Source organism: Microbacterium sp. gxy059 (assembly GCF_050958665.1).
Lineage (GTDB): Bacteria > Actinomycetota > Actinomycetes > Actinomycetales > Microbacteriaceae > Microbacterium.
Genome location: NZ_JAMXWT010000016.1, coordinates 38,428 through 65,143 on the forward strand (window position 1 = coordinate 38,428; position 26,716 = coordinate 65,143).

General features: G+C 72.1%; 24 protein-coding genes. 15 read left to right on the forward strand and 9 right to left on the reverse strand.

Going from position 1 to position 26,716, the window contains the following annotated elements; translation table 11 throughout:
- Positions 1 to 105: 105 nt before the first annotated feature.
- Both NHL53_RS10235 and NHL53_RS10240 read right to left on the reverse strand, forming a co-directional pair.
- A complete protein-coding gene (locus NHL53_RS10235) occupies positions 106 to 1,395 on the reverse strand; it encodes an alpha-L-fucosidase (RefSeq protein ID WP_433776765.1) in 1,290 nt (429 codons plus the stop codon).
- Positions 1,396 to 1,511: 116 nt separating this feature from the next.
- Positions 1,512 to 2,690 (reverse strand): ROK family transcriptional regulator, encoded by a 1,179-nt coding sequence (locus NHL53_RS10240; RefSeq protein ID WP_433776766.1) that lies wholly within the window; start codon positions 2,688 to 2,690, stop codon positions 1,512 to 1,514.
- Positions 2,691 to 2,844: 154 nt separating this feature from the next.
- On the opposite strand from NHL53_RS10240, the gene NHL53_RS10245 reads away from it, so the two are divergent.
- From NHL53_RS10245 to NHL53_RS10275, 7 genes are read left to right on the forward strand one after another with little or no spacing between them, the layout of a single operon-like run.
- On the forward strand, positions 2,845 to 4,653 hold the full coding sequence (locus NHL53_RS10245) for a peptide ABC transporter substrate-binding protein (protein ID WP_433776767.1): 1,809 nt from the start codon (positions 2,845 to 2,847) through the stop codon (positions 4,651 to 4,653).
- A gap of 10 nt (positions 4,654 to 4,663) precedes the next feature.
- On the forward strand, positions 4,664 to 5,695 hold the full coding sequence (locus NHL53_RS10250) for an ABC transporter permease (RefSeq protein WP_433776768.1): 1,032 nt from the start codon (positions 4,664 to 4,666) through the stop codon (positions 5,693 to 5,695).
- Positions 5,692 to 6,528, forward strand: a complete 837-nt coding sequence (locus NHL53_RS10255; RefSeq protein WP_433776769.1) for an ABC transporter permease — start codon at positions 5,692 to 5,694, stop codon at positions 6,526 to 6,528. Before NHL53_RS10250 ends, NHL53_RS10255 begins: the two co-directional genes overlap by 4 nt.
- A complete protein-coding gene (locus NHL53_RS10260) occupies positions 6,525 to 8,219 on the forward strand; it encodes an ABC transporter ATP-binding protein (RefSeq protein WP_433776770.1) in 1,695 nt (564 codons plus the stop codon). The genes NHL53_RS10255 and NHL53_RS10260 overlap by 4 nt, the downstream gene beginning before the upstream one ends.
- Before the next feature lie 2 nt (positions 8,220 to 8,221).
- Entirely contained in the window at positions 8,222 to 9,745 is a 1,524-nt protein-coding gene (locus NHL53_RS10265; RefSeq protein ID WP_433776771.1) for a M81 family metallopeptidase, read from the forward strand.
- On the forward strand, positions 9,742 to 10,470 hold the full coding sequence (locus NHL53_RS10270; protein WP_433776772.1) for a copper homeostasis protein CutC: 729 nt from the start codon (positions 9,742 to 9,744) through the stop codon (positions 10,468 to 10,470). Before NHL53_RS10265 ends, NHL53_RS10270 begins: the two co-directional genes overlap by 4 nt.
- On the forward strand, positions 10,467 to 11,339 hold the full coding sequence (locus NHL53_RS10275; RefSeq protein WP_433776773.1) for an ROK family protein: 873 nt from the start codon (positions 10,467 to 10,469) through the stop codon (positions 11,337 to 11,339). Before NHL53_RS10270 ends, NHL53_RS10275 begins: the two co-directional genes overlap by 4 nt.
- Before the next feature lie 416 nt (positions 11,340 to 11,755).
- Here NHL53_RS10275 and NHL53_RS10280 read toward each other — a convergent pair whose 3' ends face one another.
- From NHL53_RS10280 to purS, 4 genes are all read right to left on the reverse strand, one after another.
- The gene (locus NHL53_RS10280) at positions 11,756 to 12,685 is read right to left on the reverse strand and encodes a 2-hydroxyacid dehydrogenase (RefSeq protein ID WP_433776774.1); all 930 of its coding nucleotides are present in this window, start codon (positions 12,683 to 12,685) and stop codon (positions 11,756 to 11,758) included.
- Between the two features lie 10 nt (positions 12,686 to 12,695).
- Entirely contained in the window at positions 12,696 to 13,667 is a 972-nt protein-coding gene (locus tag NHL53_RS10285; RefSeq protein WP_433776775.1) for an arsenic resistance protein, read from the reverse strand.
- A gap of 413 nt (positions 13,668 to 14,080) precedes the next feature.
- Positions 14,081 to 14,788, reverse strand: coding sequence for a phosphoribosylformylglycinamidine synthase subunit PurQ (purQ, locus tag NHL53_RS10290; protein WP_433776776.1), 708 nt, complete (start codon positions 14,786 to 14,788; stop codon positions 14,081 to 14,083).
- Positions 14,785 to 15,033 carry a phosphoribosylformylglycinamidine synthase subunit PurS gene (purS, locus tag NHL53_RS10295; protein WP_433776777.1) on the reverse strand — a complete coding sequence of 83 codons (249 nt, stop codon included), beginning with the start codon at positions 15,031 to 15,033 and terminating at the stop codon, positions 14,785 to 14,787. Before purS ends, purQ begins: the two co-directional genes overlap by 4 nt.
- 133 nt (positions 15,034 to 15,166) lie before the next feature.
- Here purS and NHL53_RS10300 point away from each other — a divergent pair, with 133 nt between their 5' ends.
- The gene (locus NHL53_RS10300) at positions 15,167 to 15,523 is read left to right on the forward strand and encodes a PLD nuclease N-terminal domain-containing protein (protein ID WP_433776778.1); all 357 of its coding nucleotides are present in this window, start codon (positions 15,167 to 15,169) and stop codon (positions 15,521 to 15,523) included.
- Positions 15,524 to 15,883: 360 nt separating this feature from the next.
- Here the strand turns inward: NHL53_RS10300 and zapE are convergent, their stop codons facing one another.
- Entirely contained in the window at positions 15,884 to 16,978 is a 1,095-nt protein-coding gene (zapE, locus tag NHL53_RS10305; RefSeq protein ID WP_433776779.1) for a cell division protein ZapE, read from the reverse strand.
- Positions 16,979 to 17,025: 47 nt separating this feature from the next.
- Entirely contained in the window at positions 17,026 to 17,415 is a 390-nt protein-coding gene (locus NHL53_RS10310; RefSeq protein WP_433776780.1) for a hypothetical protein, read from the reverse strand.
- Positions 17,416 to 17,564: 149 nt separating this feature from the next.
- On the opposite strand from NHL53_RS10310, the gene NHL53_RS10315 reads away from it, so the two are divergent.
- The 6 genes from NHL53_RS10315 (at position 17,565) to NHL53_RS10340 (ending at position 23,848) form a co-directional block, all read left to right on the forward strand.
- Positions 17,565 to 18,821: an extracellular solute-binding protein gene (locus NHL53_RS10315; RefSeq protein WP_433776781.1), complete on the forward strand. Its 1,257-nt coding sequence runs from the start codon at positions 17,565 to 17,567 to the stop codon at positions 18,819 to 18,821.
- A gap of 1 nt (position 18,822) precedes the next feature.
- The gene (locus tag NHL53_RS10320) at positions 18,823 to 19,881 is read left to right on the forward strand and encodes a carbohydrate ABC transporter permease (protein WP_433776782.1); all 1,059 of its coding nucleotides are present in this window, start codon (positions 18,823 to 18,825) and stop codon (positions 19,879 to 19,881) included.
- Complete coding sequence (locus NHL53_RS10325) at positions 19,878 to 20,795, forward strand: carbohydrate ABC transporter permease (protein ID WP_433776783.1); 918 nt, start codon at positions 19,878 to 19,880, stop codon at positions 20,793 to 20,795. Before NHL53_RS10320 ends, NHL53_RS10325 begins: the two co-directional genes overlap by 4 nt.
- A gap of 2 nt (positions 20,796 to 20,797) precedes the next feature.
- Positions 20,798 to 22,228: a GH1 family beta-glucosidase gene (locus tag NHL53_RS10330; protein WP_433776784.1), complete on the forward strand. Its 1,431-nt coding sequence runs from the start codon at positions 20,798 to 20,800 to the stop codon at positions 22,226 to 22,228.
- Positions 22,229 to 22,245: 17 nt separating this feature from the next.
- Complete coding sequence (locus NHL53_RS10335) at positions 22,246 to 23,247, forward strand: LacI family DNA-binding transcriptional regulator (RefSeq protein WP_433776785.1); 1,002 nt, start codon at positions 22,246 to 22,248, stop codon at positions 23,245 to 23,247.
- Between the two features lie 133 nt (positions 23,248 to 23,380).
- Positions 23,381 to 23,848, forward strand: coding sequence for a hemerythrin domain-containing protein (locus tag NHL53_RS10340; RefSeq protein ID WP_433776786.1), 468 nt, complete (start codon positions 23,381 to 23,383; stop codon positions 23,846 to 23,848).
- A gap of 872 nt (positions 23,849 to 24,720) precedes the next feature.
- Here NHL53_RS10340 and NHL53_RS10345 read toward each other — a convergent pair.
- Positions 24,721 to 26,016 (reverse strand): MFS transporter, encoded by a 1,296-nt coding sequence (locus tag NHL53_RS10345; RefSeq protein ID WP_433776787.1) that lies wholly within the window; start codon positions 26,014 to 26,016, stop codon positions 24,721 to 24,723.
- Positions 26,017 to 26,090: 74 nt separating this feature from the next.
- Between NHL53_RS10345 and NHL53_RS10350 the strand changes: the two genes are divergently transcribed.
- A complete protein-coding gene (locus NHL53_RS10350; protein ID WP_433776788.1) occupies positions 26,091 to 26,705 on the forward strand; it encodes a helix-turn-helix domain-containing protein in 615 nt (204 codons plus the stop codon).
- The last annotated feature ends 11 nt before the right edge of the window (positions 26,706 to 26,716 follow it).

The following is a 26,716-nucleotide window of genomic DNA, read 5'->3' on the forward strand; positions in this document are numbered from 1 at the left end:
TCCGACCGCGCGCCAAGAGATTGGTCTGACGTTTAATCGTCAAGAAACAGCCCGGGCGAACGCCGAGGGTCCCGCGGCGCGTCGCGGGGCCCTCGGGTGAGGAGATCAGTCGATCGCGGCGTCCCCGGACAGCGTCAGCTCCACGACCGGGATGAGCGCGTCCGGCCGCTGCGTCGGCAGGTGCACCGTGAGGGTGCCGGACGGCTGGCCGGAGGGCGCCATCTGCGTGGCCTCCGCGTCGGGCTCCGAGACCGACGTGCGCAGCCAGGATCCGTCGTTCAGCAGCCGCGCGAACTCCACGCGGCCCGCGAGGCCCGGCAGATGCACGGCGCCGAGCGGCCAGGTTGTCAGGTGCAGGAAGAGGCGGTCTCCGCGACGGGTGTACACGCCCTCCCGGGGAGGGGCGAGGGGCGTGTGGCCGGCCCCCGTGATCGCCCCGCGGTGCAGGCGCATCCACTCCGAGATCTCGTCGAGCACTGCCCGGTCGCGCGGAGCGATCGCGCCGCGTCCGTCGGGGCCGATGTTCAGCAGCATGCCGCCGTCCATCGACACGGAGGCGACGAGCATCTCGGTGAGGAGCCTCGCCGACTTCTGGTCGAGGTTGTCGCGGTGGTAGCCCCAGGAGCCGTTCATCGTCTGGCACGCCTCCCACCTCACGCGGCGGCCGTCGCGGACGACGGGCTCCGTGGGCTGGTACTGCTCGGGGGTGACGAAGTCGCCCGGGATCCCGAGGCGGTCGTTGACCAGCATCCGGGGCTGCAGCTCCCGACACATCGCGAGCAGCTCCTCGGATCCCCAGTCCTCCGGGCCCTTGCCCGCCCAGCCGTCCTTCTCCTCCGGGTACGAGAAGTCGAAGAAGAGGTAGTCAATCGCTCCGTACCCGGTGAGCAGCTCGCGCACCTGGGCGTGCAGGAACCGCCGGTATCGCTCCGGATCGCGCCCCGCGTTGAGGGCGTGCGCGTCGGGGTCGTCGCGTCGCGGATGGTTCCCGTCCACCAGGAAGTCGGGGTGGTGCCAGTCGAGCAGCGAGAAGTAGAAGCCGACGCGCAGGCCCTCCGCGCGGACGGCGTCGACGAACTCCCGGACGAGGTCGCGGCCGCACGCCCGCGGGGAGGAGAAGTCGCTCTCGGCCGTGTCCCAGAGCGCGAAGCCCTCGTGATGCTTCGTCGTGAGCACCACGTATCCGGCGCCGGCGCGCTTCGCGGTGCGGGCGATGTCGACGGCGTCGAACAGATCCGGATCGAAGTGCGCGACGTAGGGCAGGTACTCCTCGTCGGACAGGCGCTCGTAGGTCTGCACCCACTCGTGCCGCGCCGCGACGCTGTACGCCCCGAAGTGCACGAAGAGGCCGAACCTCGCGTCATCGAACCAGTCGCGTCCCCTGTCGGTGTTCATCCGGACATCCTGACATAGACATCGGATCTCTCGGGCCGTGTGTTCGAGGCTCGCGCCTCAGAGGGCACCCCTGGAGATGCTCGGGAGCCCGGCGGCGGTGAGCCGGTGCGGGCGGCTCACCCCTGCAGGCGGCGGGCGAGCTGCTCGTTCACCTGACGGGAGACGCCGACGAGGGTGGCGTCGGGGCCGAGCACCGCCGGGCTGATGTCGAGGTCGCGCGTGATGAGGGGGTGCGCGCCCTCGTAGATCTGGCTGCGCACGGCCGAGACGAAGGGCTCGAGGGAGGAGAGGGCTCCGCCCAGATAGATCGCTCCGGGGTTGAAGAAGTTCGCGATGGCGCTGAGCACCTCCCCGAGGTGACGGCCCGCCGCGCGGGCGAGCGGAGTCGCGGTCGGGTCGCCGTCGCGCACGAGGCGGACCACCTCCGCCGTCGTCGACACATCCACGCCGCGTTCGCCGAGCAGCCGCACGAGGGCGGCGCCCGAGGCGACGGTCTCGAGGCAGCCGAGGTTCCCGCAGGAGCAGGGAATGTCTCCCGCCGCCGCGACGCGGGTGTGGGTGATGTCGCCCGCGGCGCCCGCCGAGCCGCGATACACCTCTCCGGCGATCACGATCCCCGTGCCGATGGCCGTCCCCGCCTTGACGGTGATGGTGCCCTCGGGACGATCCGCGCGCGCGAAGTGCTCGCCGAGCGCCATCGCGTTCGCGTCGTTCTCGACCACGGCCGGGGCTCCGGTGATCTCCGACAGGAGAGCCGCGACGTCGACGCCGCTCCACCCGGGCATGCGAGAGGGGTTGATCACCCCCTGCGTCCGCGCGTCGACGGGACCGGGCAGCGAGATGCCTGCGCCGGCGAGGGACGCGCCCCCGGCGAGGTCGACGAGCTCCTCGCCGATGCGGGTGAGCACCGCCTCGGGCCCGTCGGCCAGGGCGACGGGGAACTCGCGCGTCGCGACGATCCCGCCGCCTCGACGGGCGATGCCGATGCGCGCGTGGGTGCCGCCGAGGTCGATCGCCCCGAGCTGGCCGACGTCTCCGGCGAGGCGCAGCTCCCGGGCGCGGCGCCCTCCGTTCGACTGCCGACTCTCGCCCTCCTCGACGAGCTCCTTCGCGATGAGGGACTGCACGTGCTGCGAGACGGTGGAGGCGGAGAGTCCGAGGAGGGTGGCGATCTCGCGACGGGACCTCGCCCGGCCGGAGCCGATCGCGGCGAGGACGTTGTTCTCTGCGGCGCTGGAGCTGATGCGGGGCATGGCGTCGTGCGGCTCCTGGGTCCTCGGGGCGGCGATGTTCATCGAGTGTACGAGATCCACAACTTCTTTCGGATCTGGCGTAACAGGATCGTCACTCTTAATGTGTTTCCCGGATGAACTTATTTCAGTTACCGTAATCGATGTTCATCCGCCACACATCTCCGCGCACAGCCGCGCGGACACCCAGGAGGCATCCATGCGAACCGATCTCGCCACGACGGGCCGGAGGGCCGGTGCGGCCGTCGCCGGGCTCGTCGCCACCGTCGCACTCGTCGCCGGCTGCGCCGGCGGGGGCGACGGGAGCGCTTCGGGGGACACCCCCGACGAGCTCAACTACGCCCTTCCCGCGAACGCGACGCCCAACTGGCTCGTGCCCCTGGGCATCTCGGGCAAGCTCGCCACGCACAACGCGTCGCTGATCCGCTCGCTGTTCGAGCCGCTCGTCGCGTACGACGGCTCGATGGGCACCGTCGACCGCGTGCCGACGGCGGATCTCGCGAACGAGATCACCTTCGCCGACGACGACATGTCCGTCGAGATCACGCTCGACGAGCGCACCTGGTCCGACGGCGAGCCGATCACCTCGGCCGACGTGGCCTTCTGGTTCGATCTCGTCTCGGCGAACAAGGCCGACTGGGCCAGCTACCGCGAGGGCGCGCTCCCCGACAACATCGCGAGCGTCGAGACGCCCGACGAGAGCACCGTCGTCCTCACCTTCGACAAGCCGTACAACGAGGAGTGGATGCTCGCGTCGCAGCTCACGCTCATCGTTCCGATCCCCTCGCACGCGTGGAGCATCACGGAGGACGGCGGAGAGCCCGATCCCGAGCTGTCGCAGACGGAGGAGGGCGCGAAGGCGATCTGGGACTACCTCATCGCCGAGGGCGAGGACCTCTCCGGCTACGAAGGCAACCCGCTGTTCGACACCCTCAGCGGACCGTACGGACTCGGCTCGTTCAGCGACTCCGGGCGCATGACCCTCGTCGAGAACGAGGCGTACGACGGCGAGGACGCCGCGGGCATCCCCACCATCAACTTCCTCCCGTACACGAGCGCGGATGCCGAGGTGGCGGCGGTGCGCGCGGGCGAGGTCGACTACGGGTACATCCCGACGAGCGAGCTCAGCAACGCGAAGCAGTACGAGGACCTCGGCTACGAGGTCGTCAACTGGGACGGCTGGGCGATCACCTACCTGCCCTACAACTTCAACCACCCCGAGATGGGCCCCGTCTACTCGCAGCTCTACGTGCGTCAGGCGCTGCAGCACCTCATCGACCAGGACACCATCTCCGAGGTCGTCTGGCACGGCGCCGCGAACCCCGGATACGGACCCGTGCCGCAGAACCCGGACAACAAGTTCCTCTCGGACGCGCAGCGGGAGAACCCGTATCCGTTCGACCCGGACGCCGCGCAGGGACTCCTCGAGGACAACGGCTGGACCCTCGGATCCGACGGCGTGTACGTCTGCGAGACCGGCTCCGACTGCGGCGAGGGGATCGCCGACGGGCAGAAGCTGTCGATCACGATCTTCACGCAGAGCGGGTCCACCGAGACCGACAACATGTTCGCCGAGATGAAGTCGACCTTCGAGGAGGCCGGCGTGGGCGTGACGATCGAGTCCGCTCCGCTCAACACGGTGCTCGGATCGATCGCCCCCTGCGAGGCCGACGCCGCCGACTGCACGTGGGAGCTGCCGTTCTTCGGCACGGCGGGATCGTGGTACTTCAACGCCTATCCGTCGGGCGAGCGCCTGTTCGCCACCGGCGCCGCGAGCAACTTCGGATCGTACAGCGACGCCGAGTTCGACGAGATCATGGCCGCCACGCTCGAGGCCGGCGACGACGAGGCGATGCAGACCTACTCGGAGTACGGCGCCGAGAACCTCCCCGTCATGTGGGTTCCCAACCCCGTCTACCAGGTTTCCGTCATCGACACCGGCCTGACGGGCACGGAGCAGGACTCGCTCGGCAACTTCCACCCCCAGCGCTGGGTGTGGGGAGAGTGACCGCTCGCTCGTGAGCTCCTCCTCGAACGCCGTCCCCGCGACCGTCGCCCTCCGGGCGCCGGTCGCGGGGACGCGCCAGCGCAACCCCTTCCTCTTCTTCCTCCTGCGGCGCATCGGCCAGGCGCTGATCGTGATCTTCGTCGTCACGGTCGTGGTCTTCGCCCTGCTGCAGATGCTCCCCGGCGGACCCGCCCGCGGCGTCCTCGGCGTGCAGGCCACGGCCGAGCAGATCGCGGCGTTCAACCACGCGCAGGGCTTCGACCGCCCCGTGTGGCAGCAGTACGGCATGTTCCTCGGACGGCTGCTCACCGGCGACCTCGGCGACTCGTACCTCCTCAACATGTCCGTCGCCGACGCCATCGTGCAGCGCCTCCCCAAGACGCTGCTTCTGACCGGCATGTCTCTGGTCATCGCCCTCCTGGTCGCGATCCCCGTCGGCATCTTCCAGGCTGTGCGACGCAATCGCGGCGCCGACTACACGCTGTCGACGCTCGCGATCATCGCGTACTCCACGCCGAGCTTCTTCCTCGGGATGCTGCTCATCATGCTCTTCAGCCAGACCTTCGCGATCCTCCCGGCCAACGCGCCGCAGGGGGAGACCGTCGCCGCTGTCCTCCTCGAGCCGCAGCGCCTGATCCTCCCCGTGCTGACGGGAGCCATTCCGCTCGTCGCCAACTTCAGCCGCTACATGCGCTCGTCGGCGCTGGACGGACTCAGCGAGGACTACATCCGCACCGCGCGCTCGAAGGGAACGCCCTTCCGCCGCGTGCTGTCGAAGCACCTCCTGCGCAACTCGCTGACGCCCGTCGTCGCGATGCTCGGCTACCAGCTGCCCGTCATGTTCGGCGGAGCGCTCGTCATCGAGCAGCTCTTCAACTACCCCGGGATGGGGCTGCTGTTCTGGAACGCCGCCCAGTCGAGCGACTTCCCCGTGCTGCTCGGCTGCGTTCTCGTGATCTCGATCGCGACCGTGGTGGGATCCCTGCTCGCGGACATCATCCAGGCGCTGCTCGATCCCCGTACGCGAGGGGGCATCGCATGACCGCCCTCAGGCGCTTCGCCGCGAACCGCCTCGCCGTGGTCGGCCTCGTCGTCCTCGTCGCCGCCGTCCTCTTCGTCGTGCTCGGGCCGATGATCCATCCGACCGAACAGGTGCGCACCGCTCTCGACGAGGCGAACCTGCGCCCCGGCGTCGACGGCCATCCCCTCGGGACGGACGCGCTCGGATACGACGTGCTCGGCCGCCTGATGATCGCGGGACGCACCTCGCTGCTCGTCGGCATCCTCGCCGGCATCCTCGCCACCGTCATCGGCACGCTCTGGGGAGCCGTGGCCGGCTACGTCGGCGGCGTCGTCGACTCGATCATGATGCGCATCGTCGACGCGGGCATCGCGATCCCCGCCATCTTCCTGCTGCTCGTGCTCTCGACCATCGTCCGCCCCAGCGAGGGCATGATGATCCTCGTCATCGGACTCGTGTCCTGGCTCGTGCCCGCGCGTCTCGTGCGCGCGGAGTCGCTCTCGGTGAAGACGCGGGACTACGTGGTGGCCGCACGCGCCATGGGCGGATCCCACACCCGCATCGTGCTGCGCCACATCGTGCCCAACACGGTGGGGACGGTCGTGGTCAACGCCACGTTCCAGGTGGCCGACGCGATCCTCCTCGTGGCGTACGTGAGCTTCCTCGGCATGGGGCTGCAGCCTCCCGCGACGGACTGGGGCGCCATGCTCAACAGCGGGCTGTCGCTCATCTACCAGAACGCCTGGTGGCTCATCCTGCCGCCGGGAATCGCGATCGTCCTCGTGGTCTGCGCGCTCAACTTCATCGGCGACGGCCTGCGCGACGTGTTCGACGTGAAGGGGAAGACGGCATGACCGACGAGAACGTCAGCGGGGCCGAGATCGTCCTGCGCATCTCCGACCTGCGCGTGCGCTTCGCCGGACGCGAGGAGGACGCGGTGCGGGGAGTCGACCTCGACGTGCGCGCGGGCGAGGTGGTCGCGCTCGTCGGCGAGTCGGGATCCGGCAAGAGCGTCACGTCGTTCGCCGCGATGGGGCTCCTCCCGCGCACCGCGGCCGCGTCCGGATCGATCCGGGTGCGCGACGACGACGGGGAGAAGGAGGTCGTCGGAGCGTCGTCCGCTCAGCTCGACGACCTCCGCGGCCGCGTCGTGTCGATGGTGTTCCAGGAGCCGATGACGGCTCTCAACCCCACCATGACGCTCGGCGCGCAGATCGCGGAGGCGGTGCGGAACCACACCGACGCCTCGAAGGACGAGGCCGCCGAGCGCGCGGTCGAGCTCATGCGACAGGTCGGCATCCCCGAACCGGAGCGCCGCGCGAAGCAGTTCCCCCACGAGCTGTCCGGCGGACAGCGCCAGCGCGTCGTCATCGCGATCGCCCTCGCGTGCGAGCCGAAGGTCATCATCGCCGACGAGCCGACGACCGCGCTCGACGTGACGGTGCAGGCGGAGATCCTGGATCTCCTCCGTCGGCTCGTGCGCGAGCGCGGAACGGGGCTCATGATCATCACCCACAACATGGGCGTCGTCGCCGATCTCGCCGACCGCGTGTTCGTCATGCGTCGCGGGCAGGTCGTCGAATCGGGGCAGGCGATGCAGGTGCTCACGGCTCCGTCGCACGCGTACACGCGCACCCTGCTCGCGGCGATCCCCGAGCTGCCGCCCGCCGCGTTCCGCGGGGCGGAGGCCGCCGCCGAGGATCCGCACGCGTTCGAGGCGCCGGCCGACGCCGTGATCTCGCTCGTCGGAGTCTCCGCCGGATACCGCGTGAACGGGCGGCATGTGCCCGCCGTCGAGGACATCGATCTGGCTGTGGGGGCGGGCGAGTTCGTCGGGCTCGTCGGCGAGTCGGGATCCGGCAAGTCCACGGTGAGCCGACTGGCGCTCGGGCTGCTGCGAGCGAGCGAAGGGGAGATCACGCTGCTCGGCCAGCCGCTGTCGTCGCTGCGGGGGCGCCAGGCGCGTCGCCTCCTCGCGGAGATCGGCGTGATCTTCCAGGACCCGGGCGGCTCTCTCGACCCGCGGATGACGGTGGGCGACTCGATCGCCGAGCCTCTCGCGATCCACCGACGCCGGATGGGCGGGGCCGAGCGCCGCGCCCGCGTCGCGGAGCTGCTCGACGCCGTGCGGCTGCCCGCGGATTCCGCATCCCGCTATCCGCACGAGTTCTCGGGCGGTCAGCGGCAGCGCATCGGCATGGCTCGCGCCCTCGTGCTCCGTCCGCGGCTGCTCGTCGCGGACGAGCCGACGAGCGCGCTCGACGTGTCGGTGCAGGCCGAGGTGCTCGACGTGCTGCGGTCGCTGCACGCCGAGCTCGGCTTCGGCTGCCTCTTCGTGAGCCACGACCTCGGCGTCGTGAACCAGCTCACCGACCGGGTCGTCGTCATGCGCCGCGGGCGCATCGTCGAGCAGGGACGCACCGCCGACGTGCTGCGTGCTCCCCGCGAGCTCTACACGCAGGAGCTGCTCGCCTCGGTCCCGTCCCCCGACCCCGTCGCGCAGCGCGAGCGCCGAGCCGCGCGCGCCGGACTCCTGGAGAAGTGATCATGTCCCACCCCCGCATCGCGATCGTCGGGATCGCCATCGAATCGAGCGCCTACGCCGCGCACCGCGCCGGCTACCGCGACTTCCCGGTGCTCACCGGCGACGCGCTCCTCGAGCGCTACGCCTTCCTCGCGGAGGGCGCTCCGCTGCGCGAGGCCGCCGAGTGGATCCCCGTGTTCATGGCGCGCGCGATCCCGGGCGGCGCCGTGCTGCGCGAGGTCTACGACGACTTCCGCGCGCGCATCGTCGACGGCCTGCGCGCCGTCGTCGCCGAGGGCCCCGTCGACGGCGTCTACCTCGACATCCACGGCGCGATGAGCGTCGTCGGCATGGACGATGCCGAAGGCGACCTCATCACGGCCGTCCGCGAGGTCGTCGGCCCCGACCCGCTCATCGCCGCGCCCATGGATCTGCACGGGAACGTGTCCGAGACGCTCGCGCTCCAGCTCGATCTGCCCACCTGCTATCGACTCGCCCCGCACGAGGACGCGTGGGAGACGAAGGAGCGCTCGGCGCGCGCTCTCGTCGAGTGGATCGGACGCGACGAGAGGCCGCTGCGCGCGTGGGTGCGCGTGCCGATCCTGCTGCCCGGCGAGAAGACCTCGACGCGCGTCGAGCCCGCGAAGAGCCTCTACGCGCAGATCGAGCAGGTCGAGAAGCGCGCCGGCATCGCCGACGCGGCCATCTGGATCGGCTACGCCTGGGCCGACGAGCCCCGCTGCCACGCGACGGTGATGGTCACGGGCGACGACCGCGACGCGATCGTCGGCGAGGCCGAGCGCATCGCCGGGGAGCTGTGGGACGTGCGCGAGGACTTCGCGTTCGTCGGCCCTCCGGGATCCCTCGACGAGGGCATCGCGGCGGGCATCGCGCACCGCGACGCGGGGGGCGAGCGCCCCTACTTCGTCAGCGACTCGGGCGACAACCCGGGCGCCGGAGGCTCCGGCGACGTCACTTGGACCCTCGCCCGCCTCCTCGAGAAGCCCGAGCTGACGGGGGAGGGCGCCCCTGTCGTCTTCGTCGCCTCGATCTTCGACCAGGGCGTGATCGAGGAGATCTTCGCGCACGCACCGGGCGACGCCGTCGACGTCGTCGCGGGAGCCCGCGTCGACCACCGGGTGTCCGACCCCGTGCGCATCCGCGGCGAGCTCGTCTCCCTGCACGAGGGCGACCCGGCCGCCGGTCGGATCGCCGTGATCCGGGTCGGCGGGATCCGCGCGATCGTCACGGAGTTCCGCAAGGCGTTCCACGCCGTCGCCGACTTCTCCGACCTCGGCCTCGACGTGCGCGACGCCGACATCGTCGTCACGAAGATCGGCTACCTCGAGCCCACGCTCTACGACGCCGCGAAGGGGTGGACGCTCGCGCTCACCCCCGGCCCCGTGGACCAGGATCTCGAGCGGCTCGGGCACCGGCGGATCGAGCGCCCCATGTTCCCCTACGATGAGTTCCGCGAGCGCCCCGACCTGTCGGCCGCGGTGCTGCGGGGCGACCAGTACGTCGGGGCAGAAGGAGCACGCGCATGACCGCTTTCGAGATCGCCATCCAGGACCCGACGGGCATCGCGGTCGCCGTTGCCGTGCGTCCGGACCGCGTGGAGCTCGCGGGAGCCCTGTCGACAGGCGGCGTCACGCCGTCCCCGGCGCTGACCGAGTCGGCCGCCGCCACGGGCGTCCCCGTGCACGCCCTCATCCGGCCCCGCGAGGGCGGATTCGGCTACGACGACGCCGAGCGCGACCTCGTCGTCGCCGACGCGCGCCACGCGATCCGCCTCGGCGCCGCGGGCGTCGTCATCGGCGGGCTCACGGCCGACGGCGCCGTGGACGCCGCGCTCGTCGAGCGCGTGCGCGACGTCGTGGGCGACCACGAGATCACGTTCCACCGCGCTTTCGACCAGATGGCCGACCGCCGGGCGGCGCTCGACGTGCTCGTCGGCCTCGGCGTCACGCGCGTGCTGACCTCCGGCGGAGCCGGTCGGGCGATCGACGCGACGGACGAGCTGCGCGCCCTCGTCGCGCACGCCGACGGACGGATCCAGATCATGGCGGGCGCGGGCGTCACCTCGCAGAACGTCGCGGAGCTCGCGGCCACGGGCGTCGACGCGGTGCACGCCTCGGCGAAGCGCACCGTCGTCGAGCAGCTGACCGTGTCGCTCGGATCCGGCGCACCCGCCGGCGAGTCGGGCTACGCGACGGCGGACGAGGCGGAGGCCCGCGCGATCCGCGCGGCCCTCGCCGGTGCGTCTTCGTGACGGCCCTCGGGATCGACTACGGCGGGACCCGCACGAAGCTCCTCCTCCGCGGCGACGCGGGGGAGGAGCTCGCGCGCGGGACCGTCGAGACGGGCGACCTCGCGGCGCTCTCGGCGGCGACCGCGGAGTTCGTCGCCGACGCGCCCGCTCGCGCCGACGCATTCGGACTGACGATCGCCGGCACCCTCGACCCCGTCACGGGGGTCGTGGGCCGCAGCACGAACCTGCCCTGGCTCGACGGAACGGCCCCCGCGGCGGAGCTCGCCGATCTGCTGGGCTTCCCCGGCATCGCCGTGCAGGACGGCGAGGCGGCGGCGCTCGCCGAGGCGCGAGCGGGAGCCGGACGCGACGCCGACGATGTGTTCGTCATCGCTCTCGGCACGGGAATCGCCGGGGCTCACGTCGTGAACGGCACGGTGCGCCGTGGGGCGCACGGCGCTGCGGGAGAGATCGGGCACATGCGGGTGACCGACGCCGAGCACGCGTGCTCGTGCGGGCGGAAGGGCTGCCTCGAGACGCTCATCGGCGGAACCCAGCTGGGGCTCCGTTGGAGGGAGTGCGGGGGCCCGGTCGGAGCGACGGCCCGCGAGGTCGTCGAGGCGGCCCGCGCGGGGGACGCGGCGGCGATCGCCGTGCTGGAGGACGCGGCCGACGGGCTCGCCCGCGCTCTGCTCGAGCTGACGGCTCTCATCGACCCCGCCCTCGTCGTGATCGGGGGAGGCGTCGCCCGCTCCCCGGAGTGGACGGTGGACCCCGCCGTCGAACGGGCCAGGACGCACGCGACCTTCCACACGGTGCCGCGGGTGGTCCCCGCGGAGCTCGGCGTCTGGGCTGGCGCCCACGGCGCGGCGCTCGCCGCGGCCCTCTGACCCGGGACCCCGTCCCCGGCGGGTGCGTTTCGGCGACTCGGCTCGGGACGGATCCTCTCGGGTGCGTGAATCGCACGGATCCATGCGCTGGGCGGGTGAGTTTCTGCGACTCGGGCCGGAGGGGGACGCTTCGGATCTGCGAAACGCACCCGGCCGGGGTGATTCGCGGTGCGCTTCTGAGACTCGGGCCGGGGTGGATCCTCTCGGGTGCGTGAATCGCACGGATCCAGCCTGGGGCGGGTGAGTTTCTGCGACTCGGGCTGGGGCGGATCCTTTCGGGTGGGTGAATCGCGCGGATCCATGCGCTGGGCGGGTGAGTTTCTGCGACTCGGGCCGGAGGGGGACGCTTCGGATCTGCGAAACGCACCCGGCCGGGGTGATTCGCGGTGCGTTTCTGAGACCCGCCCGCCGTCTCCTCAGGTGCGGATGACGACGTTCGCGGGCTCCTCGCCGCGCGCGAGGCGCGTCGCCTGGTCGGCGACGAGCTGGGCGACGCGAGGGCGCATGGCTACGCTCATGCCGCCGACGTGCGGCGTGATGAGGGCGTTCTCGAGCGACCACAGCGGGTGATCCGCCGGCAGCGGCTCGGGATCGAACACGTCGCTCGCCATGCGGATCCGCCCGCGCCGCAGATGGTCGACGAGCGCGTCGGAGTCGATCGTCGGACCCCGCCCGATGTTGACGACCAGCGCGCCGTCCGGCAGCGCCGCGAGCGCGGCGTCGTCGATGAGCTGCCGCGTCTCGGGGCCGCCGGGGAGCACGTTCACGAGCACCTCCGCCGTGGGCAGCAGCGCGTCGAGCTCGTCGATGCCGCGCACCTCGACGCCGTCCTCCACGCGGGCACGGGAGGCGACGGGCACGAGGTCGACCTCGAAGCCCGCCAGCCGGCGCGCGAGGGCCTTCGCCACCCCGCCGTAGCCGAGCATGACGATCCGCCGATCGGCGAGCCCCGTGCCCCAGCGTCCCCTCCACTCGCCGCGATCCTGCTGCCGCACGTACGTCGGCAGGTCTCGCAGCGCGGCGATCATGAGGCCCACGGCGAGCTCGGCGGCGGCCGTCTCGTGCACGCTCGCCGCGTTCGCGTAGGCGAGGCCCTCCGGCAGCACGTCCGCGACCCCGTCGTAGCCGATCGCCTGCCCCTGCACGAGGGCGGGGCGCACCGCGTCGAGCTGTCGGAGGACGGATCCCTGCCACATGTACGGCGGCACGACCAGGTCGATGCGCTCGTGCGCGGGCGGTGCGGATCCGTCCCACAGCACGACGTCGACGTCGAGCGACGGATCCAGTCGCTCGCGCACGTCGTCGGCGAGCTGCGGCGTGGGGACGGACACAACGAGAGACGTCATGCCCCTCACGTTACCGGCGCGGATCCGCTCCGCGCGCGGGGAGGATCCGGGGCGCGAGCCGCACGAGCAGCACCATCGCGACGAGCTCCACGAGCGTCTGCGTCACGACGACGAGCGGCGCGAGGGGGAGCGGAAGCGCGAGCGCGAGCGGCAGCACGACGAGCGAGTTGCGGGTGACGCCGCTGAAGAGCGCCGCTCGCCCGTCGGCGGCGTCCAGGCGGAGCAGACGGGACGCGCAGGCGCCCGCGGCGGACATCGCGACGGCGAAGGCCGCGAACAGAGGGATGACGACCCAGAGCGAGCGGATCTCCCCGCCGATCGCCCGCACCTGCGAGGCGATGACCGCGATGAGCACGAGCATCATCGCGGGGACCATGACCGCGTGACCCGCGCGTTCGACGGCGCGCACGGCGCGGATCCGCGGAGCGAGCAGCTGCACGACCCCGGCCGCGGCGAGGGGCAGCGCGATCATGAGGAGGAAGGCGCGCGCGAACGGCGCCGGGTCGATCATCGCCAGCGAGCGCGGCCCGAGGAACAGCGTGAAGCAGACGGGCAGGATCAGCATCTGCCCGGCCATGAGCAGCGGCGTCGCCGACAGCAGCTTCGCGGCGCTGCCGCCCGCGGCGCCCGCGAACACGATGACGTAGTCGATGCACGGGGCGAGCAGCACGAGCAGCACGCCGACGAGCAGGGCGTCGTCCGCCGCGACGAACCGCGAGAGCGCGAACGCGACGACGGGCGCCGCCACGAGGTTCACGAGGGCGAGCGCCGCGAGGAAGCGCCGATCGCGGAGGCCGTCCGCGAGGCGGCGGAACGGGATGCCGAGGAAGGTCGCGAACAGCAGCAGCACGAGCGCGGGCTCGATCGCGACGTCGAGGCGCTCGGATCCGGGCACCAGCCATCCGCCGACCAGCGCGACGGCGATCGCCGCGAGGCACAGCGCCACCTGGTGCCGCTCCATCCCCGCGATCGCTCTCCGCACGGGTCGAGCCTACGGGGCGCGGGGAGGCGCGCCGGAGCCGGCCGGGCCCGGGCACGCACCGGGATCTCGGGCCGCGCGCGGGATCCGCCCCTGCGCGCCGAGGGGCCGCGGGATCATGAGCGGGAAGGCGCGCGAACGGAGCCGGATCGATGATCGCGAGGGAGCTCCGAGCGCGCCGGCCGCGCCCTGCTCGGGCGCGCGCGGGGCGCGCCCTCCGATCTGCTCGCCGCGGTGCGAGGTGCCGAGGGTTCCAGTCGCGGGTTCCGGCCGGGCCCGGGCGGCCGCGGGATCCGCCTCGCGAGGAAGCGACACCGCGGGCGCCGGTCGCGGGAGCGGGCCTGGGATCCGGCCATCCGCCTCCCGCACACGGCGACGCCCCGCGAGCGGGGGCTCGCGGGGCGTCGGGAGGCCGGTCAGGCGGCGGCGCGGGAGAGCGCCTGGAGCACGCTGTCGAAGAAGGCGCGGCCGTCGACGCCCGAGCGCATCGCGGCGGCGGTCGCGGGGCCGAAGCCGGGCTCGACCGCGTGCTCGGGGTGCGGCATGAGCCCCACGACGTTGCCGCGCTCGTTGGTGACGCCCGCGATGTCGTTCACGGATCCGTTGGGGTTCACACCCTGGTAGCGGAAGACGACCTGGCCCTCGCCCTCGATGCGGGCGAGCGTCTCGGCGTCGGCGATGTAGCCGCCGTCGGCGTTCTTCAGCGGGATGACGATCTCCTGGCCCTCATCGAACGCGCCCGTCCAGGCGGTCGACGTGTTCTCGACCGCGAGGCGCTGGTCGCGGCGGATGAACTGCTGGTGGGCGTTGCGGATGAGGCCGCCGGGCAGCAGGTGCGCCTCGACGAGCATCTGGAAGCCGTTGCAGATGCCGAGCACGGGCATGCCCCGCTCGGCGGCGTCGCGGATCTCGCCCATGACGGGGGCGAGCGCGGCGATCGCTCCTGCGCGCAGGTAGTCGCCGTAGGAGAATCCGCCGGGCAGCACGACGGCGTCGACGCCCTGCAGGTCGGGGGTGCCGTGCCAGAGGGCCACGGGCTCCGCGCCCGCGAGGCGGACCGCGCGCTGCGCATCGCGGTCGTCGAGCGATCCGGGGAAGGTGACGACGCCGATGCGGGCGGTCACTCGACCACCTCGATGCCCACGACGTCCTCGATCACGGAGTTCGAGAGGATCTCCTCGGCGACCGTCTTCGCCTCGGCGAGCACGGCGTCGGTGACCTCGCCCTCGACGGAGAGCTCGACGCGCTTGCCGATGCGCACGTTCTGGAACACGCCGTGACCCAGGCGGGCGAGCGAGCCGGTGACGGCCTTGCCCTGCGGATCGAGCAGCTCGGCCTTGGGCATGACGTCGACGACGATGGTGGGCATATGTGAGCTCCGGATGTCGCGGGCGGGGGATCCCTATGATTCTATCCGCGCCCGCGTCGCGCGACGACGCCGATGCGGCGTCCGGCTCCCGGAGAGGGTTCCTCCGCCCGATCGCCCGGAATACCATGCGTTCATGCCCTACCTCATCGGTCTGGTGACCTTCGCGTTCTTCGTCGTCACGCTCGTCGACGTGATCCTCCGCGACAGCGCCTCGGTGAAGCACCTGCCGAAGATGGGGTGGATCCTCGTCGTCGTTCTGCTGCCGTTCATCGGCGGCGTGCTGTGGTGGGCGGTCGGGCGCGAGTACGCGCCTCGGCCCGTGCGGTCGGCGATGTTCCCCGACCGCATGCGCGCCCCGGTGCGCCCCGTCGACACCCGCACGACCGAGCAGCAGCTGGCCGACCTCGAGCGCGAGGAGCGGGAGGCCGAGCTGCGCGCCGAGATCGCCCGCCGGCGCCGGGAGCGCGGGGGAGGCGCACCCCGCGAGTAACCGGGTGGGGCCGCGAGTGACCACGAAATCCGCGAGCGACCACGAATTATCTTGGTCACTCGGCGAATTCGTGGTCGCTCGGCGGGGTGGCGGGTGCGTGTCTCACGACGTGCGGGAATGGGGATCCGATCCCCGCCGAAGTTGGGACACGGGTGGTCGGCCGAGGATACCGTGTCTCACAATGCGCGGGTATGCGCGTGCCATACCCGCAGAAGATGAGACATGGTCTGGCCTGACGCGCGGGAGGCCCAGGCGCATGATGTCTCACGAGATGCGGGTACGGCGGTCCGGTTTCCGCAGAAGATGAGACACGCCCGCCCGATCCGCAGACTCGGGCGACGCCGTGGGCGCTCGGCGGCCCTACCGCGCCAGCAGGTTCAGACGGCTGACGAGCCGGGCGGCGTCGGGGCGGGCCGTCGCCGCGGCGCAGAAGGCGTCGAGGGGCGCCGCGGAGACGAAGGTCGTGGGCACGTCGGCGTCGACGAGCACGTCGACCACCGTGAGGAACCGCTGCTGCGCGGAGAGCGGCACGTCGTCGAACAGCGGCACGTCGAGCACCGTCCACGCCGGGAAGCGCCGCGCCCAGTCGAGGAACTCGATCGCCGACGTCGCGGCGACGCACAGCTCGTCGAACGTGACCCACAGCTCGTCGTCCGTCGCCGCCGTCACGGAGAAGGAGCGGTCGCGCACGTCGACCGACCGGGCGCCGTCGGGGGCGGGCCCTGGCGCTTCGGGGGTCCATCGCCCTCCCGCGAAGCCCGCGCCTCCCGTCGGGCGCCGGTAGTCGACGCCGCCGTCGAGCCGCACCTCGCGGAAGTGCGAGCGGATCAGGCGGATCCCCGGCTCCATGAGGTGGTGCCAGACCGGGTCGGGCAACAGGTCCTCCGCCGCGTCGTTCGAGGTCGCGACGATGCGGATGCCGCGGTCGATCGCGTGCTCGACGAGCCGCGTCAGCAGCCGCGCGTCGCCCGGATCGTGCACGTGGAACTCGTCGAAGACGAGCAGCCGCGCGTCGCCCGTGACGTCGTCGAGCGCCTGCGCGACGGGGTCCGGGCGATCCGGCGGAGCGGCCGCGAGGGCGTCGACGCCCTCGCCCGTCTCCGGATCGGGCCGCCCGGTCGTCAGGACGACGGGCTTCGCGTCGGAGGGGGTCCGCGCCTGGCGCATGTCGGCGGCGAGGCGCTCGGCGCGCAGCGCCGTCTGGCGGCGGAACACGGCGCGGTGCAGCTCGTCGAGGAAGGCGTGGAAGTGCAGGCGGCGGTCGGCCGCGCCGGCCGCGGCGCGGAAGAGCGCGTCGACGATCCACGACTTGCCGCGGCCCACGGGGCCGTGCACGTAGACGCTGCCGTCGGATCCGGCGAGCACGTCGACGAGGCGCTCCTGCTCGGCATCGAGCGAGAACCCCGCCGCCTGGGCCTCGTCGCGGATCCGGCGGGCGATCTCGTGGGATGTCACGCCTCCACGGTACGCCGCGCGGACGGGTGCGGATCGAGGCGGCGCCCTCAGAGGATGATGCCGCGCTCGTCGTCGCGGATCGGGCGCAGCGCGGCGGGCGGCGGCCACGGCAGGTCGATCAGCTCGTAGGGCACGTCGATCGCGCCGAAGTCGTCGGTCTTCACCTGCACGCGCCCGGTGCCGGGCGGATCCCCGGGGGAGACCTCCACGATCCGCACGCGGATCCCGCGTCCGTCGCGCTCAAGGATCCACGGCTCGGCGAGCCACGACAGCCCCTCGGCGTCGAGCGTCTCCTCAGCGTCGAGCCAGTCGACCTCGCCCGTGAGGGGCGCGGCGAACAGCGACAGGGCGACGAAGCCGTCGCCCGCGGGGCGGATCCATCCCACGAGCTCGCCGTCGCTCGCGCGGCGGTGCGGGATCCAGTCGGAGGCGTCCATGCCCCCACCGTACGGCGCGATCCGGCTCCCGGTCCTCGCGACGGCGGCCTTGACACGGTGGGAGCGCTCCCATACTCTTCCTCACGAGACGTGGGGGCGCGCCCACGCCTCCCGACCCCTCAGCTGTCCGACACAAAGGAGTGGACACAGTGAACACCCGACTTCTCCGCAGGGCCGTCGCCGTCACGGCCGCGACCGCCTCGAGCGCCCTCGTCGTCGCGGGCTGCTCCGGCGGATCCGACGCCGCCGAGGGCGGATCGACCGAGATCACGATCGCGACCTTCAACGACTTCGGCTACACCGACGAGCTGCTGCAGCAGTACGAGGACGAGCACGGCGTGACGATCGTGCACAACCAGGCCGCCACGTCGAACGACGCGCGGACCAACTTCTTCCAGAAGCTCGGCAACACCGGGCTCGCCGACATCGAGGCGGTCGAGGTCGACTGGTTCGCCGAGATGATGCAGTACTCCGACATGCTCGCCCCCGTACCCGACGACCTGAAGGGCCGCTGGCTCGACTGGAAGGAGGCCGCCGCGACGGACGCGGACGGGAACCTCGTCGCCTACGGCACCGACATCGGCCCGCAGGGCGTCTGCTACCGCGCCGACCTGTTCCAGGAGGCGGGCCTGCCGTCCGACCGCGAGGAGGTCGCCGAGCTCTTCTCCACCTGGGACTCCTTCTTCGAGACCGGCGAGCAGTACGTCGAGAAGACCGGCCAGCCCTTCCTCGACTCGGCCAACTCGGTGCTGCAGGGCCTCATGAACCAGGAGGAGACGATCTACGAGGAGGAGGACGGCACCGTCATCGCCACGGAGAACCCCGTGGTGCGCGACATCTACGACACCGTCGTCGAGCGGGCGCTGCCCATCTCGGCCTTCGCCGGTCAGTGGTCCGAGGACTGGTACGCCGCCATGACCGGCGGCGAGTTCGCCGCGATGCTCTGCCCGCCGTGGATGCACGGCGTCATCCAGGGCGAGGCGCCCGACATCGACGGATGGGACGTCGCGGACGCCTACCCCGGCGGCGGCAGCAACTGGGGCGGCTCGTACCTCGTCGTCCCCGCCAACGGCGACAACGTCGAGGCCGCGCAGGAGCTGGCCGACTGGCTCACCTCGCCCGAGACGCAGCTGCAGGCCTTCGAGAACGCCGGCACCTTCCCCAGCCAGCCCGAGGCCTACGAGAGCGAGGAGCTCACCGGGTTCGCGAACCCCTACTTCGACGACGCCCCGACGGGAGAGATCGGCATCTCCCGCGCCGAGGCCGTGACGGCGGAGCCGTTCAAGGGGCCGAAGTACTTCCCGATCCACGACGCCCTGAACAACGCCGTGACGCGCGTGTTCGACGGCGTCGAGTCGGCGGAGGAGAGCTGGAGCACCTGGGCGAACGAGGTGGGATCGCTCTGACATGGCGACCGTGACCACGGGGGCGGCGCGCGCCGCGTCGCCCCCTCCCCGCCCCGACGGGCCCGATCGGCCCGTGCGCGTGCTGTCGTTCTCGCAGCGCCTCAGCCGTTGGGATCTGCGCCTGTCCCCGTACCTCTACATCTCGCCGTTCTTCCTGATGTTCGCGGTCGTGGGGCTCTTCCCCATCGTCTACACGGCCGTCATCTCCTTCATGGACTGGGACCAGATCCGCCGCACGGGCGAGTTCGTCGGCTTCGACCAGTACCTGTGGATCCTTGGGCAGGACAAGTTCTGGATCGCGCTGCGCAACACCTTCAGCATCTTCCTGCTGTCGAGCGTGCCGCAGCTCGCCCTCGCCCTCTTCATCGCGGTGATGCTCGACAAGCACATCCGCGCCCGCACGTTCTGGCGTATGAGCGCGCTGCTGCCGTACGTCGTCGCGCCCGTCGCGGTCGGCCTCATCTTCAACGCGCTGTTCGCCGACCAGTCGGGGCAGATCAACGCGTGGCTCAGCGCCATCGGCATCGGCGCGATCCCGTGGCACGTCGAGCCGTTCTGGAGCCACGTCGCGATCGCGACGATGGTCAACTACCGGTGGACCGGCTACAACGCCCTCATCCTCCTGGCCGCGATGCAGGCGATCCCGCGCGACTACTACGAGGCGGCGACCGTCGACGGCGCGGGCACCTTCCGGCAGTTCCTGAGCATCACGCTGCCGTCGCTGAAGCCCACGCTGATCTTCGTCATCATCACCTCGACGATCGGCGGGCTGCAGATCTTCGACGAGCCGCGCATGTTCGATCAGGTCGGGCGGGGCGGATCCGCCGGCCAGTGGCTCACGATCACCCTCTACCTGTACGACATCGGCTGGGGCGAGTGGAACTTCGGCCGCGCCGCGGCGATGGCGTGGCTGCTGTTCCTCATCATCCTCGCGATCGGGCTGATCAACCTGCTCGTCACGCAGCGGCTCGTGCGCGACGAGGGCGGGCGCGGCCCCGCGCTGACCCGCGCCGAGAAGAGAGCGCTCGCGCGGCGGGCGCGGAAGGAGCGTGCGCGATGACCGACCTCGACAGGGGCACCCAGGCCGGCGGCATCGCGACGACCACCCTCGTCGCGCCGACCGACCGGAAGGGACGCACCGTGCGGATCCGCGGATCCCGCCCCGGCTTCTGGGTGTACGCCGGGCTCGGCGTCGTGCTCATCGCGAGCCTGTTCCCGCTGTACTTCTCGTTCCTCATCGGATCCGGCGACGCGTCGACTCTGCGCGACCCCGGGCGATCCTGGATCCCGGGCGGCAACTTCATCGACAACGCGGTGGCCGTGGTGAGCGACCCGGCCGTCAACTTCTGGCGGGCGCTGTGGAACAGCGTGTGGAGCTCGACGGTGATCGCCGTGAGCGTCGTCGCGTTCTCGACGCTCGCCGGGTGGGCGTTCGCGAAGCTGCGCTTCCCCGGCGGCAGGGCGCTGCTCGCGTTCGTCGTCGCCACGATGGCCGTGCCGCAGCAGCTCGGCGTCGTGCCGCTCTACATGCTGTTCAGCGAGATCGGCTGGACGGGGAAGGTCGGGGCGATCATCGTGCCGGCGCTCACCAGCGCCTTCGGGGTGTTCTGGATGACCCAGTTCCTGCGCCAGGCGGTGCCGGACGAGCTCATCGAGGCGGCGCGCGTCGACGGGGCGAGCATGTTCCGCACCTTCTGGACCGTGGGGCTGACGGCCGCTCGCCCGGCGGCCGCGATGCTGTTCCTGTTCACCTTCGTCACGGCGTGGAACAACTTCTTCTGGCCGTTCATCGTGCTCGACAGGCAGAACCCGACGCTGCCCGTCGCCCTCTCGCTCCTCCAGTCCAACCACTTCGTCGACTACTCGATCGTGCTCGCCGGCGTCGTGCTGGCCACGCTCCCTCTCCTGCTGCTCTTCGCGGCGGCCGGGCGGCAGCTGGTCAGCGGCATCATGGCCGGCGCCGTGAAGGGATGACCATGACCCGCACCTTCCCCGACCGCTTCCTCTTCGGCGCCGCTACGGCCGCCTACCAGATCGAGGGCGCCGCCCGCGAGGACGGCCGCACAGACAGCATCTGGGACGCGTTCGCGCGCATCCCCGGAGCGGTCCTCGGACAGCACGACGGCGAGGTCGCCTGCGACCACTACCACCGGTACCGCGACGACGTCGCGCTCATGAAGGACCTCGGGATCCAGGTGTACCGGTTCTCGACGTCCTGGTCGCGCGTGCGCCCGGACGGCGGGCCCGTCAACCCCGCGGGCCTCGACTTCTACTCGCGGCTCGTCGACGAGCTGCTCGAGGCCGACATCCTGCCCTGGCCCACGCTCTACCACTGGGACATGCCGCAGGTGCTCGAGGAGCGCGGCGGGTGGACGAGCCGCGACACCGTCGACCGGTTCGTCGAGTACGCGCTCGACGTGCACGGCGCGCTCGGCGACCGGGTGCGCACCTGGACGACGCTCAACGAGCCCTGGTGCTCGTCGTTCCTCTCGTACACGGCGGGGGCGCACGCACCGGGGCGCCAGAGCGCGCGCGACGGGCTGCTCGCCTCGCACCACCTGCTGCTGGCCCACGGGCGCACGGCCGAGGAGCTGCGCCGCGCCGCCCCGGGGCTCGAGGTGGGCATCACGCTCAACCTCACGGTCGCCGACGCGGCGGACCCGACGGACCCCGCCGACCGCGACGCCGCGCGCCGCATCGACGGGCAGTTCAACCGGTGGTTCCTCGATCCGCTGCGTCAGGGCTCCTACCCCGACGACGTCGTGGAGGACATCCGCCGGGTCGACGCGGACGCGGTCGGCGCGTTCGAGAGCGCCGTGCGGGAGGGCGACCTCGCGACGATCGCGCAGCCGCTCGACTTCCTCGGCGTGAACTACTACCACGGCGAGCTCGTCGCGGGCTCTCCGGCAGACGAGCCGCCCGCCGGCGGCGAGGCGCCGACGAGCCGCCCCACCCGGTCTCCGTTCCCGTCGCACGAGGGGATCCACTGGCGCGAGCGGGGGCTCCCGCGCACGTCGATGGGGTGGGAGGTGCAGCCGGACGGCCTCACCCGCCTGCTCGAGCGCGTCGCGAGGGACGTGCCCGGCGTGCCGCTGTACGTCACGGAGAACGGCGCCGCCTACGACGACCGGGTCGTGGACGGCGAGGTCGACGACCCCGAGCGCACCGCGTACGTGCGCGCCCACGTGGCCGCCGTCGCCGTGGCCGCAGGCCGCGGGGTCGACGTGCGCGGCTACTTCTACTGGTCGCTGCTCGACAACTACGAGTGGGCGTGGGGATACGACAAGCGCTTCGGCATCGTCCACGTCGACTATGAGACGCAGGAGCGCACGGTGAAGGCGAGCGGGCGGGAGTACGCCCGCATCGTCGCGGCGCGCGCGGTGGATATGCCAGCCGTGGCATATTGACTCTGACGGAGGAGAAGATGAGCGACGCGAACGTCACGATCGAACAGGTGGCTCGCCGCGCGGGCGTCTCCCGGTCGACCGTGTCGCGCGTCGTCAACGGGGGCGACCGGGTGAGCCCCGAGGCGCTCGAGGCGGTGCGCCGCGCGATCGCGGAGCTGAGATACGTGCCGAACCGCGCGGCGCGCACCCTCGCCTCGAAGCAGACCCGCGCGATCGCCCTGGTCGTGCCGGAGGACACGAGCCGCGTGTTCGGGGATCCGTTCTTCGCCGCGATCGTCGCCGGGATCAGCGCCGGCCTCGCCGACAGCGACCACATCCTCAACCTCATCATCGCCTCCGACGATCCCGGGTCGAAGGCGACGTCGTACCTGGAGGCGGGCGGCGTCGACGGGGCGATCATCGTGTCGCACCACCTGAGCGACACCTACATCGACCGCATCGCGCGCGCCGTGCCCGTGGTGTTCGGCGGGCGGCCGCTCGTCGTGGGAGACGACGACTTCTACGTCGACGTCGACAACGTCGCCGGCGGCCGCGTCGCCACGCAGCACCTCGTCTCGCGCGGCGCGCGCCGCATCGGCACGATCTCGGGCCCCCTCGACATGCCCGCCGGCGTCGACCGCCTCGAGGGGTTCCGCGCCGCGCTCGCCGAGGCGGGGCTCACGGAGGGGCCGATCGAGGAGGGCGACTTCTCGCTGCAGAGCGGCGCGGACGCGGCGCGGCGCCTCGTCGAGGCGGGTGACGTCCCCGAGGCGCTGTTCGTGGCGAGCGACCTCATGGCGCGCGGCGCCATCGGCGTGCTGCGCGAGCACGGCCTGCGCGTGCCGGACGACGTCGCGGTGATCGGCTTCGACGACTCGCCCGTCGCCACGAGCATGCGCCCCGAGCTCACGACCGTGCGGCAGCCGTCGCGCGACCAGGGGGAGGCGATGACCGGGGTGCTGCTCGCCCGCCTGCGGGGCGAGGAGCCGACCCGTGCGACGATCCTGCCGACGGAGCTCGTGATCCGCGAGTCGGCGTAGGGGATCCGCGGGAGGGCGCGGCCTGGTAGCGTGGGCGGCCGCGTCGCGTGTCGCCCCCTCATCAGGCGGGTCATGGAGGCGCCGGACGAGAAGGAGAAGACGATGCGCGCATCGTCCCCTTCGCCCTCCGCTCGTGAGTGAGGGCGAGACGACCCGGCTGATCGCCTGGGCGCGAGAGCTGACTGCGGTGCACGCGCGCCTGCGTCGCGCGATCCGCGTCGCGGAGGACGCGGCTGGCGACGGGGCCGCGCAGCGGGCATCGCGGGATCTGCTGCTGTTCTGCCACGGGTTCTGCGCCGCGCTGTCGGCGCACCACGTGGGGGAGGACCGCACGCTGTTCCCCGCGATCGCGGCAGCGCACCCGGAGCTCGGCGAGACGATCCGCCTGCTCGAACAGGACCATTCGATGATCGGGCATCTGCTCGACGGGCTCCGGAGCGCTGTGGACGAGGGCGGCTCGCCCGAGCGGCTGCGCGTCCATCTCGAGGGGATCGGCGCGATCATGGAGTCGCACTTCCGGTACGAGGAGCGCGCCCTGGGTCAGGTGCTCGAGACCCTCGAACTGGACCGCCCGCCTGGCGAGGTCTTCGGGCCGCTCTGAGCGGATCGGCTCCGGGCACCGGAGCGGCGTCGCCGGGTTCCGTGCGCGTGGCGTGCTCAGGGGCGGATGGTGGCGCCCGGGTTGCGGAATCGCACCTGGCGGCGCGAGGGATCCGCGCGTTTCGCACACCCCGGGGTCCGATGACGGCGCCCGGGCCGCGGATTCGCACCTGGGTGTGGGGCGGATCGGTGCGTTTCGCCTACCCGAAAGGCTCGGCCTGGGCTCGGGTCGCGGATTCGCACCGCGAACCGCCTCGATCAGGTGCGTTAGACAGACTCAAAGGGGCCTCGCCCGCGCAGGTCGCGGAAGCGCACGTGGAGGGGGCGGGGCGGGTCGGATCCGTGCCTTCCGCTTGCTCGGGCGCGTGTGGCGGCGTTCAAATCGCGGAAGCGCACTCGAGTGCGGGGCGGGATGCTGCGGGTCGCACACTCGGGCGCGGACGACGGCGCCCGAGGCGACGAATCGCACCCGAGTGCGGGGTGGGATGCTGCGGGTCGCAGAGTTGCAGCTGGGGTTGGGGCGGATCCGTGCCTTTCGCATACCTGAAAGGCTTGGCCTGGGTGCAGGTCGCGGGATCGCACCCGAGGGGGTCGCTGCGTTTCGCACACCTGGGGCGCGGGCCGGGGTGTTCGGGTCGCAGAGTCGCACCCGGGTGCGGGATGGATCCGTGCCTTCCGCCTACTCGGGCGCGTGTGGCGCCGTTCAAATCGCGGAATCGCACCCCAGGGTGGGCTGGATCGGTGCGTTCTGCGTACTCGGAGCCTGCGGCGGCATCCGGGGCGCAGGATCGCACCCGGCGGCGCGGGCGGGGGCGTGCCTTTCGCGCCCCTGAGGTCTGGCGGCGGACGCATCGCGCCGAGGGAGGCGGCGCGTCAGGGCCGCGGCTCGGCCGCGATCCGGTCGGCGTACAGGGTCGCATGAGTCGACCACCCCGGCTCGGAGGGGAGCGCCCTCAGGCCGCGCGTGCCGACGGCGAGGAGGGCGGCCGCCGCGCAGATCCCGGCCGCGATGAGGATCGTGCCGGTGCGGCCGATCCACGCGAGCCCGAACCCGGCGATGAGCGGAGCGAGCGGCATCGCGCCCATCGCGAAGACCGACGTGGCGCTGTTGGCCCGGCCGAGCAGGGCGCTGGGCGTCGCGACCATGAAGTAGCCGCCGAGGCCGGCGTTGACGGCGGGCACGAGGAGCGCCGGCACGATCAGCAGCAGCGCGATCGCCCACGGGGCGGTCGTGAGCGTCACCGCCGCCGACCCGAGCGCGAGCATCCCGAGACCCGCGACCGTGAGGATCCCCGTTGGCACGCGCGAGACGAGCACCCCGGCGACGAGCGCTCCGAGCAGCATCCCGGCCCCCACAGCGGCGCCGATCCAGCCGATCACGGCGGGGGAGCGGCCCTCCTGCTGGAGGGCGTAGATCACGGTCGTGACCGCGGAGTTGATGCCGAGGTTGACGAGCGTGGTCACGAGCAGCACGCCGCGCAGGTCGGGTCGCGAGAACAGCCAGGCGACCCCCTCGCGCATCTCTCGCAGCGCGTTCCGGCGAGGGTCGGCGGGCGTCGGGGCGGGATCCTCCGGGATCCGCGGGCCGCGCAGCCGGGGGATGAGCGCAGCGGTCGCGGCGGCGAGGGCGTGGGCGACGGTCATGACGGCCGCGACGAGCCACCCTCCCGCCACGAGGAGCGCGCCTCCGAGCGGACCGCCCGCGAGCTGCAGGGCGGCGCTGCGCGCCTGGTTCGCCGCCTGCGCCCTGCCCATCGTCTCCGGCGCGACGATCTCCTTGAGGGCGGCCTCGCCGGCCACGTCGAACAGCCCCGAGCGCGCGGCGAGCAGCACGTCGACGACGAGCAGCGACGCGAACGTGAGCGCGTCGCCCACGGCGAGGAGCGTGAAGGCGGCGGCCAGCACGACGCCGACGACGCCTCCCGTCACCATGAGCAGGATCCGGCGGTGGCGATCGGCGAGCACTCCGCCGTAGAGGGTGAGCGCGACCCGGGTGGTCATGCCGATCGCGCCGATGACGCCGGCCTGCGCGGGACCGTCGGTGACCATCAGCGCGAGCAGCGGGATCGCGAAGCCGAAGAGGGCCTGCGCGAGCTCCTTGCTCGTATCGCTCGGGAGCCAGGCGACGTAGCGATGGTTGGCCCAGAGGGAGGGAGTCGACGCGGTCATGGGATCACGATAGAAGCGCAACAAGAATTGCGCAAGTAAATCTGCGCAACGTTTCCTGCGGGTAGACTCGCGCCATGTCCGACGAGCCCACGCCGGCCGCTTCCGGCCCGCAGAGCCGCGCGGAGCGCGACGAGCCGCGATGGATGACCGCGGAGATGCTGAAGGCGCTCGCGCATCCGCTGCGTCAGGAGCTCCTGCGCCTCCTGCGCCGCCGGGAGCACGTGCGCGCCGCCGACGCCTCGGCGGAGCTGGGGGAGCCCGCCAACAAGATCAGCTTCCACCTGCGGGTGCTGGCCGACGCGGGGCTCATCGTCGAGGCGCCCGAACAGGCGCGCGACCGCCGCGACCGCGTCTGGACCGCGACGAAGGGGGCGCTGACGCTCGGCGACGCCGACCGGCCCGTCGCCGACGAGGCGCTCGGCGGCGCGGTCATGCGGGCACTGGTCGACGAGCACATGGCGCTCGTGAGGCGCGTGGCGGCGTGGGCCCCGGGGTTCGTGTCCGGCCGGGCCAGCGGCATGCATGGCACCTTCACGCAGTCCTACGTGAAGCTCACGGGCGAGGAGTTCGAGGCGCTGATGGAGCGCATCCACGCCGAGATCCACGCGGCCACCGAGGCCCACGCCCCCGACGCCCCCGGCACGCAGATGTACAGCCTCGACATCGTCGCGGGCGACGACACCCTCTGAGACGACGGGGC

Excerpts from the sequence above, each read along its gene's own strand:
- NHL53_RS10255 (WP_433776769.1), top strand. The coding sequence starts at position 5,692 with ATGACCGCCCTCAGGCGCTTCGCCGCGAACCGCCTCGCCGTGGTCGGC.
- NHL53_RS10265 (WP_433776771.1), top strand. The coding sequence starts at position 8,222 with ATGTCCCACCCCCGCATCGCGATCGTCGGGATCGCCATCGAATCGAGC.
- NHL53_RS10330 (WP_433776784.1), top strand. The coding sequence starts at position 20,798 with ATGACCCGCACCTTCCCCGACCGCTTCCTCTTCGGCGCCGCTACGGCC.
- NHL53_RS10240 (WP_433776766.1), bottom strand. The coding sequence starts at position 2,690 with ATGAACATCGCCGCCCCGAGGACCCAGGAGCCGCACGACGCCATGCCC.
- NHL53_RS10310 (WP_433776780.1), bottom strand. The coding sequence starts at position 17,415 with ATGGACGCCTCCGACTGGATCCCGCACCGCCGCGCGAGCGACGGCGAG.
- NHL53_RS10235 (WP_433776765.1), bottom strand. The coding sequence starts at position 1,395 with ATGAACACCGACAGGGGACGCGACTGGTTCGATGACGCGAGGTTCGGC.
- NHL53_RS10270 (WP_433776772.1), top strand. The coding sequence starts at position 9,742 with ATGACCGCTTTCGAGATCGCCATCCAGGACCCGACGGGCATCGCGGTC.
- NHL53_RS10350 (WP_433776788.1), top strand. The coding sequence starts at position 26,091 with ATGTCCGACGAGCCCACGCCGGCCGCTTCCGGCCCGCAGAGCCGCGCG.
- NHL53_RS10300 (WP_433776778.1), top strand. The coding sequence starts at position 15,167 with ATGCCCTACCTCATCGGTCTGGTGACCTTCGCGTTCTTCGTCGTCACG.
- NHL53_RS10245 (WP_433776767.1), top strand. The coding sequence starts at position 2,845 with ATGCGAACCGATCTCGCCACGACGGGCCGGAGGGCCGGTGCGGCCGTC.
- NHL53_RS10280 (WP_433776774.1), bottom strand. The coding sequence starts at position 12,685 with ATGACGTCTCTCGTTGTGTCCGTCCCCACGCCGCAGCTCGCCGACGAC.
- purS (WP_433776777.1), bottom strand. The coding sequence starts at position 15,033 with ATGCCCACCATCGTCGTCGACGTCATGCCCAAGGCCGAGCTGCTCGAT.
- NHL53_RS10335 (WP_433776785.1), top strand. The coding sequence starts at position 22,246 with ATGAGCGACGCGAACGTCACGATCGAACAGGTGGCTCGCCGCGCGGGC.
- NHL53_RS10325 (WP_433776783.1), top strand. The coding sequence starts at position 19,878 with ATGACCGACCTCGACAGGGGCACCCAGGCCGGCGGCATCGCGACGACC.
- NHL53_RS10320 (WP_433776782.1), top strand. The coding sequence starts at position 18,823 with ATGGCGACCGTGACCACGGGGGCGGCGCGCGCCGCGTCGCCCCCTCCC.
- NHL53_RS10345 (WP_433776787.1), bottom strand. The coding sequence starts at position 26,016 with ATGACCGCGTCGACTCCCTCCCTCTGGGCCAACCATCGCTACGTCGCC.
- NHL53_RS10260 (WP_433776770.1), top strand. The coding sequence starts at position 6,525 with ATGACCGACGAGAACGTCAGCGGGGCCGAGATCGTCCTGCGCATCTCC.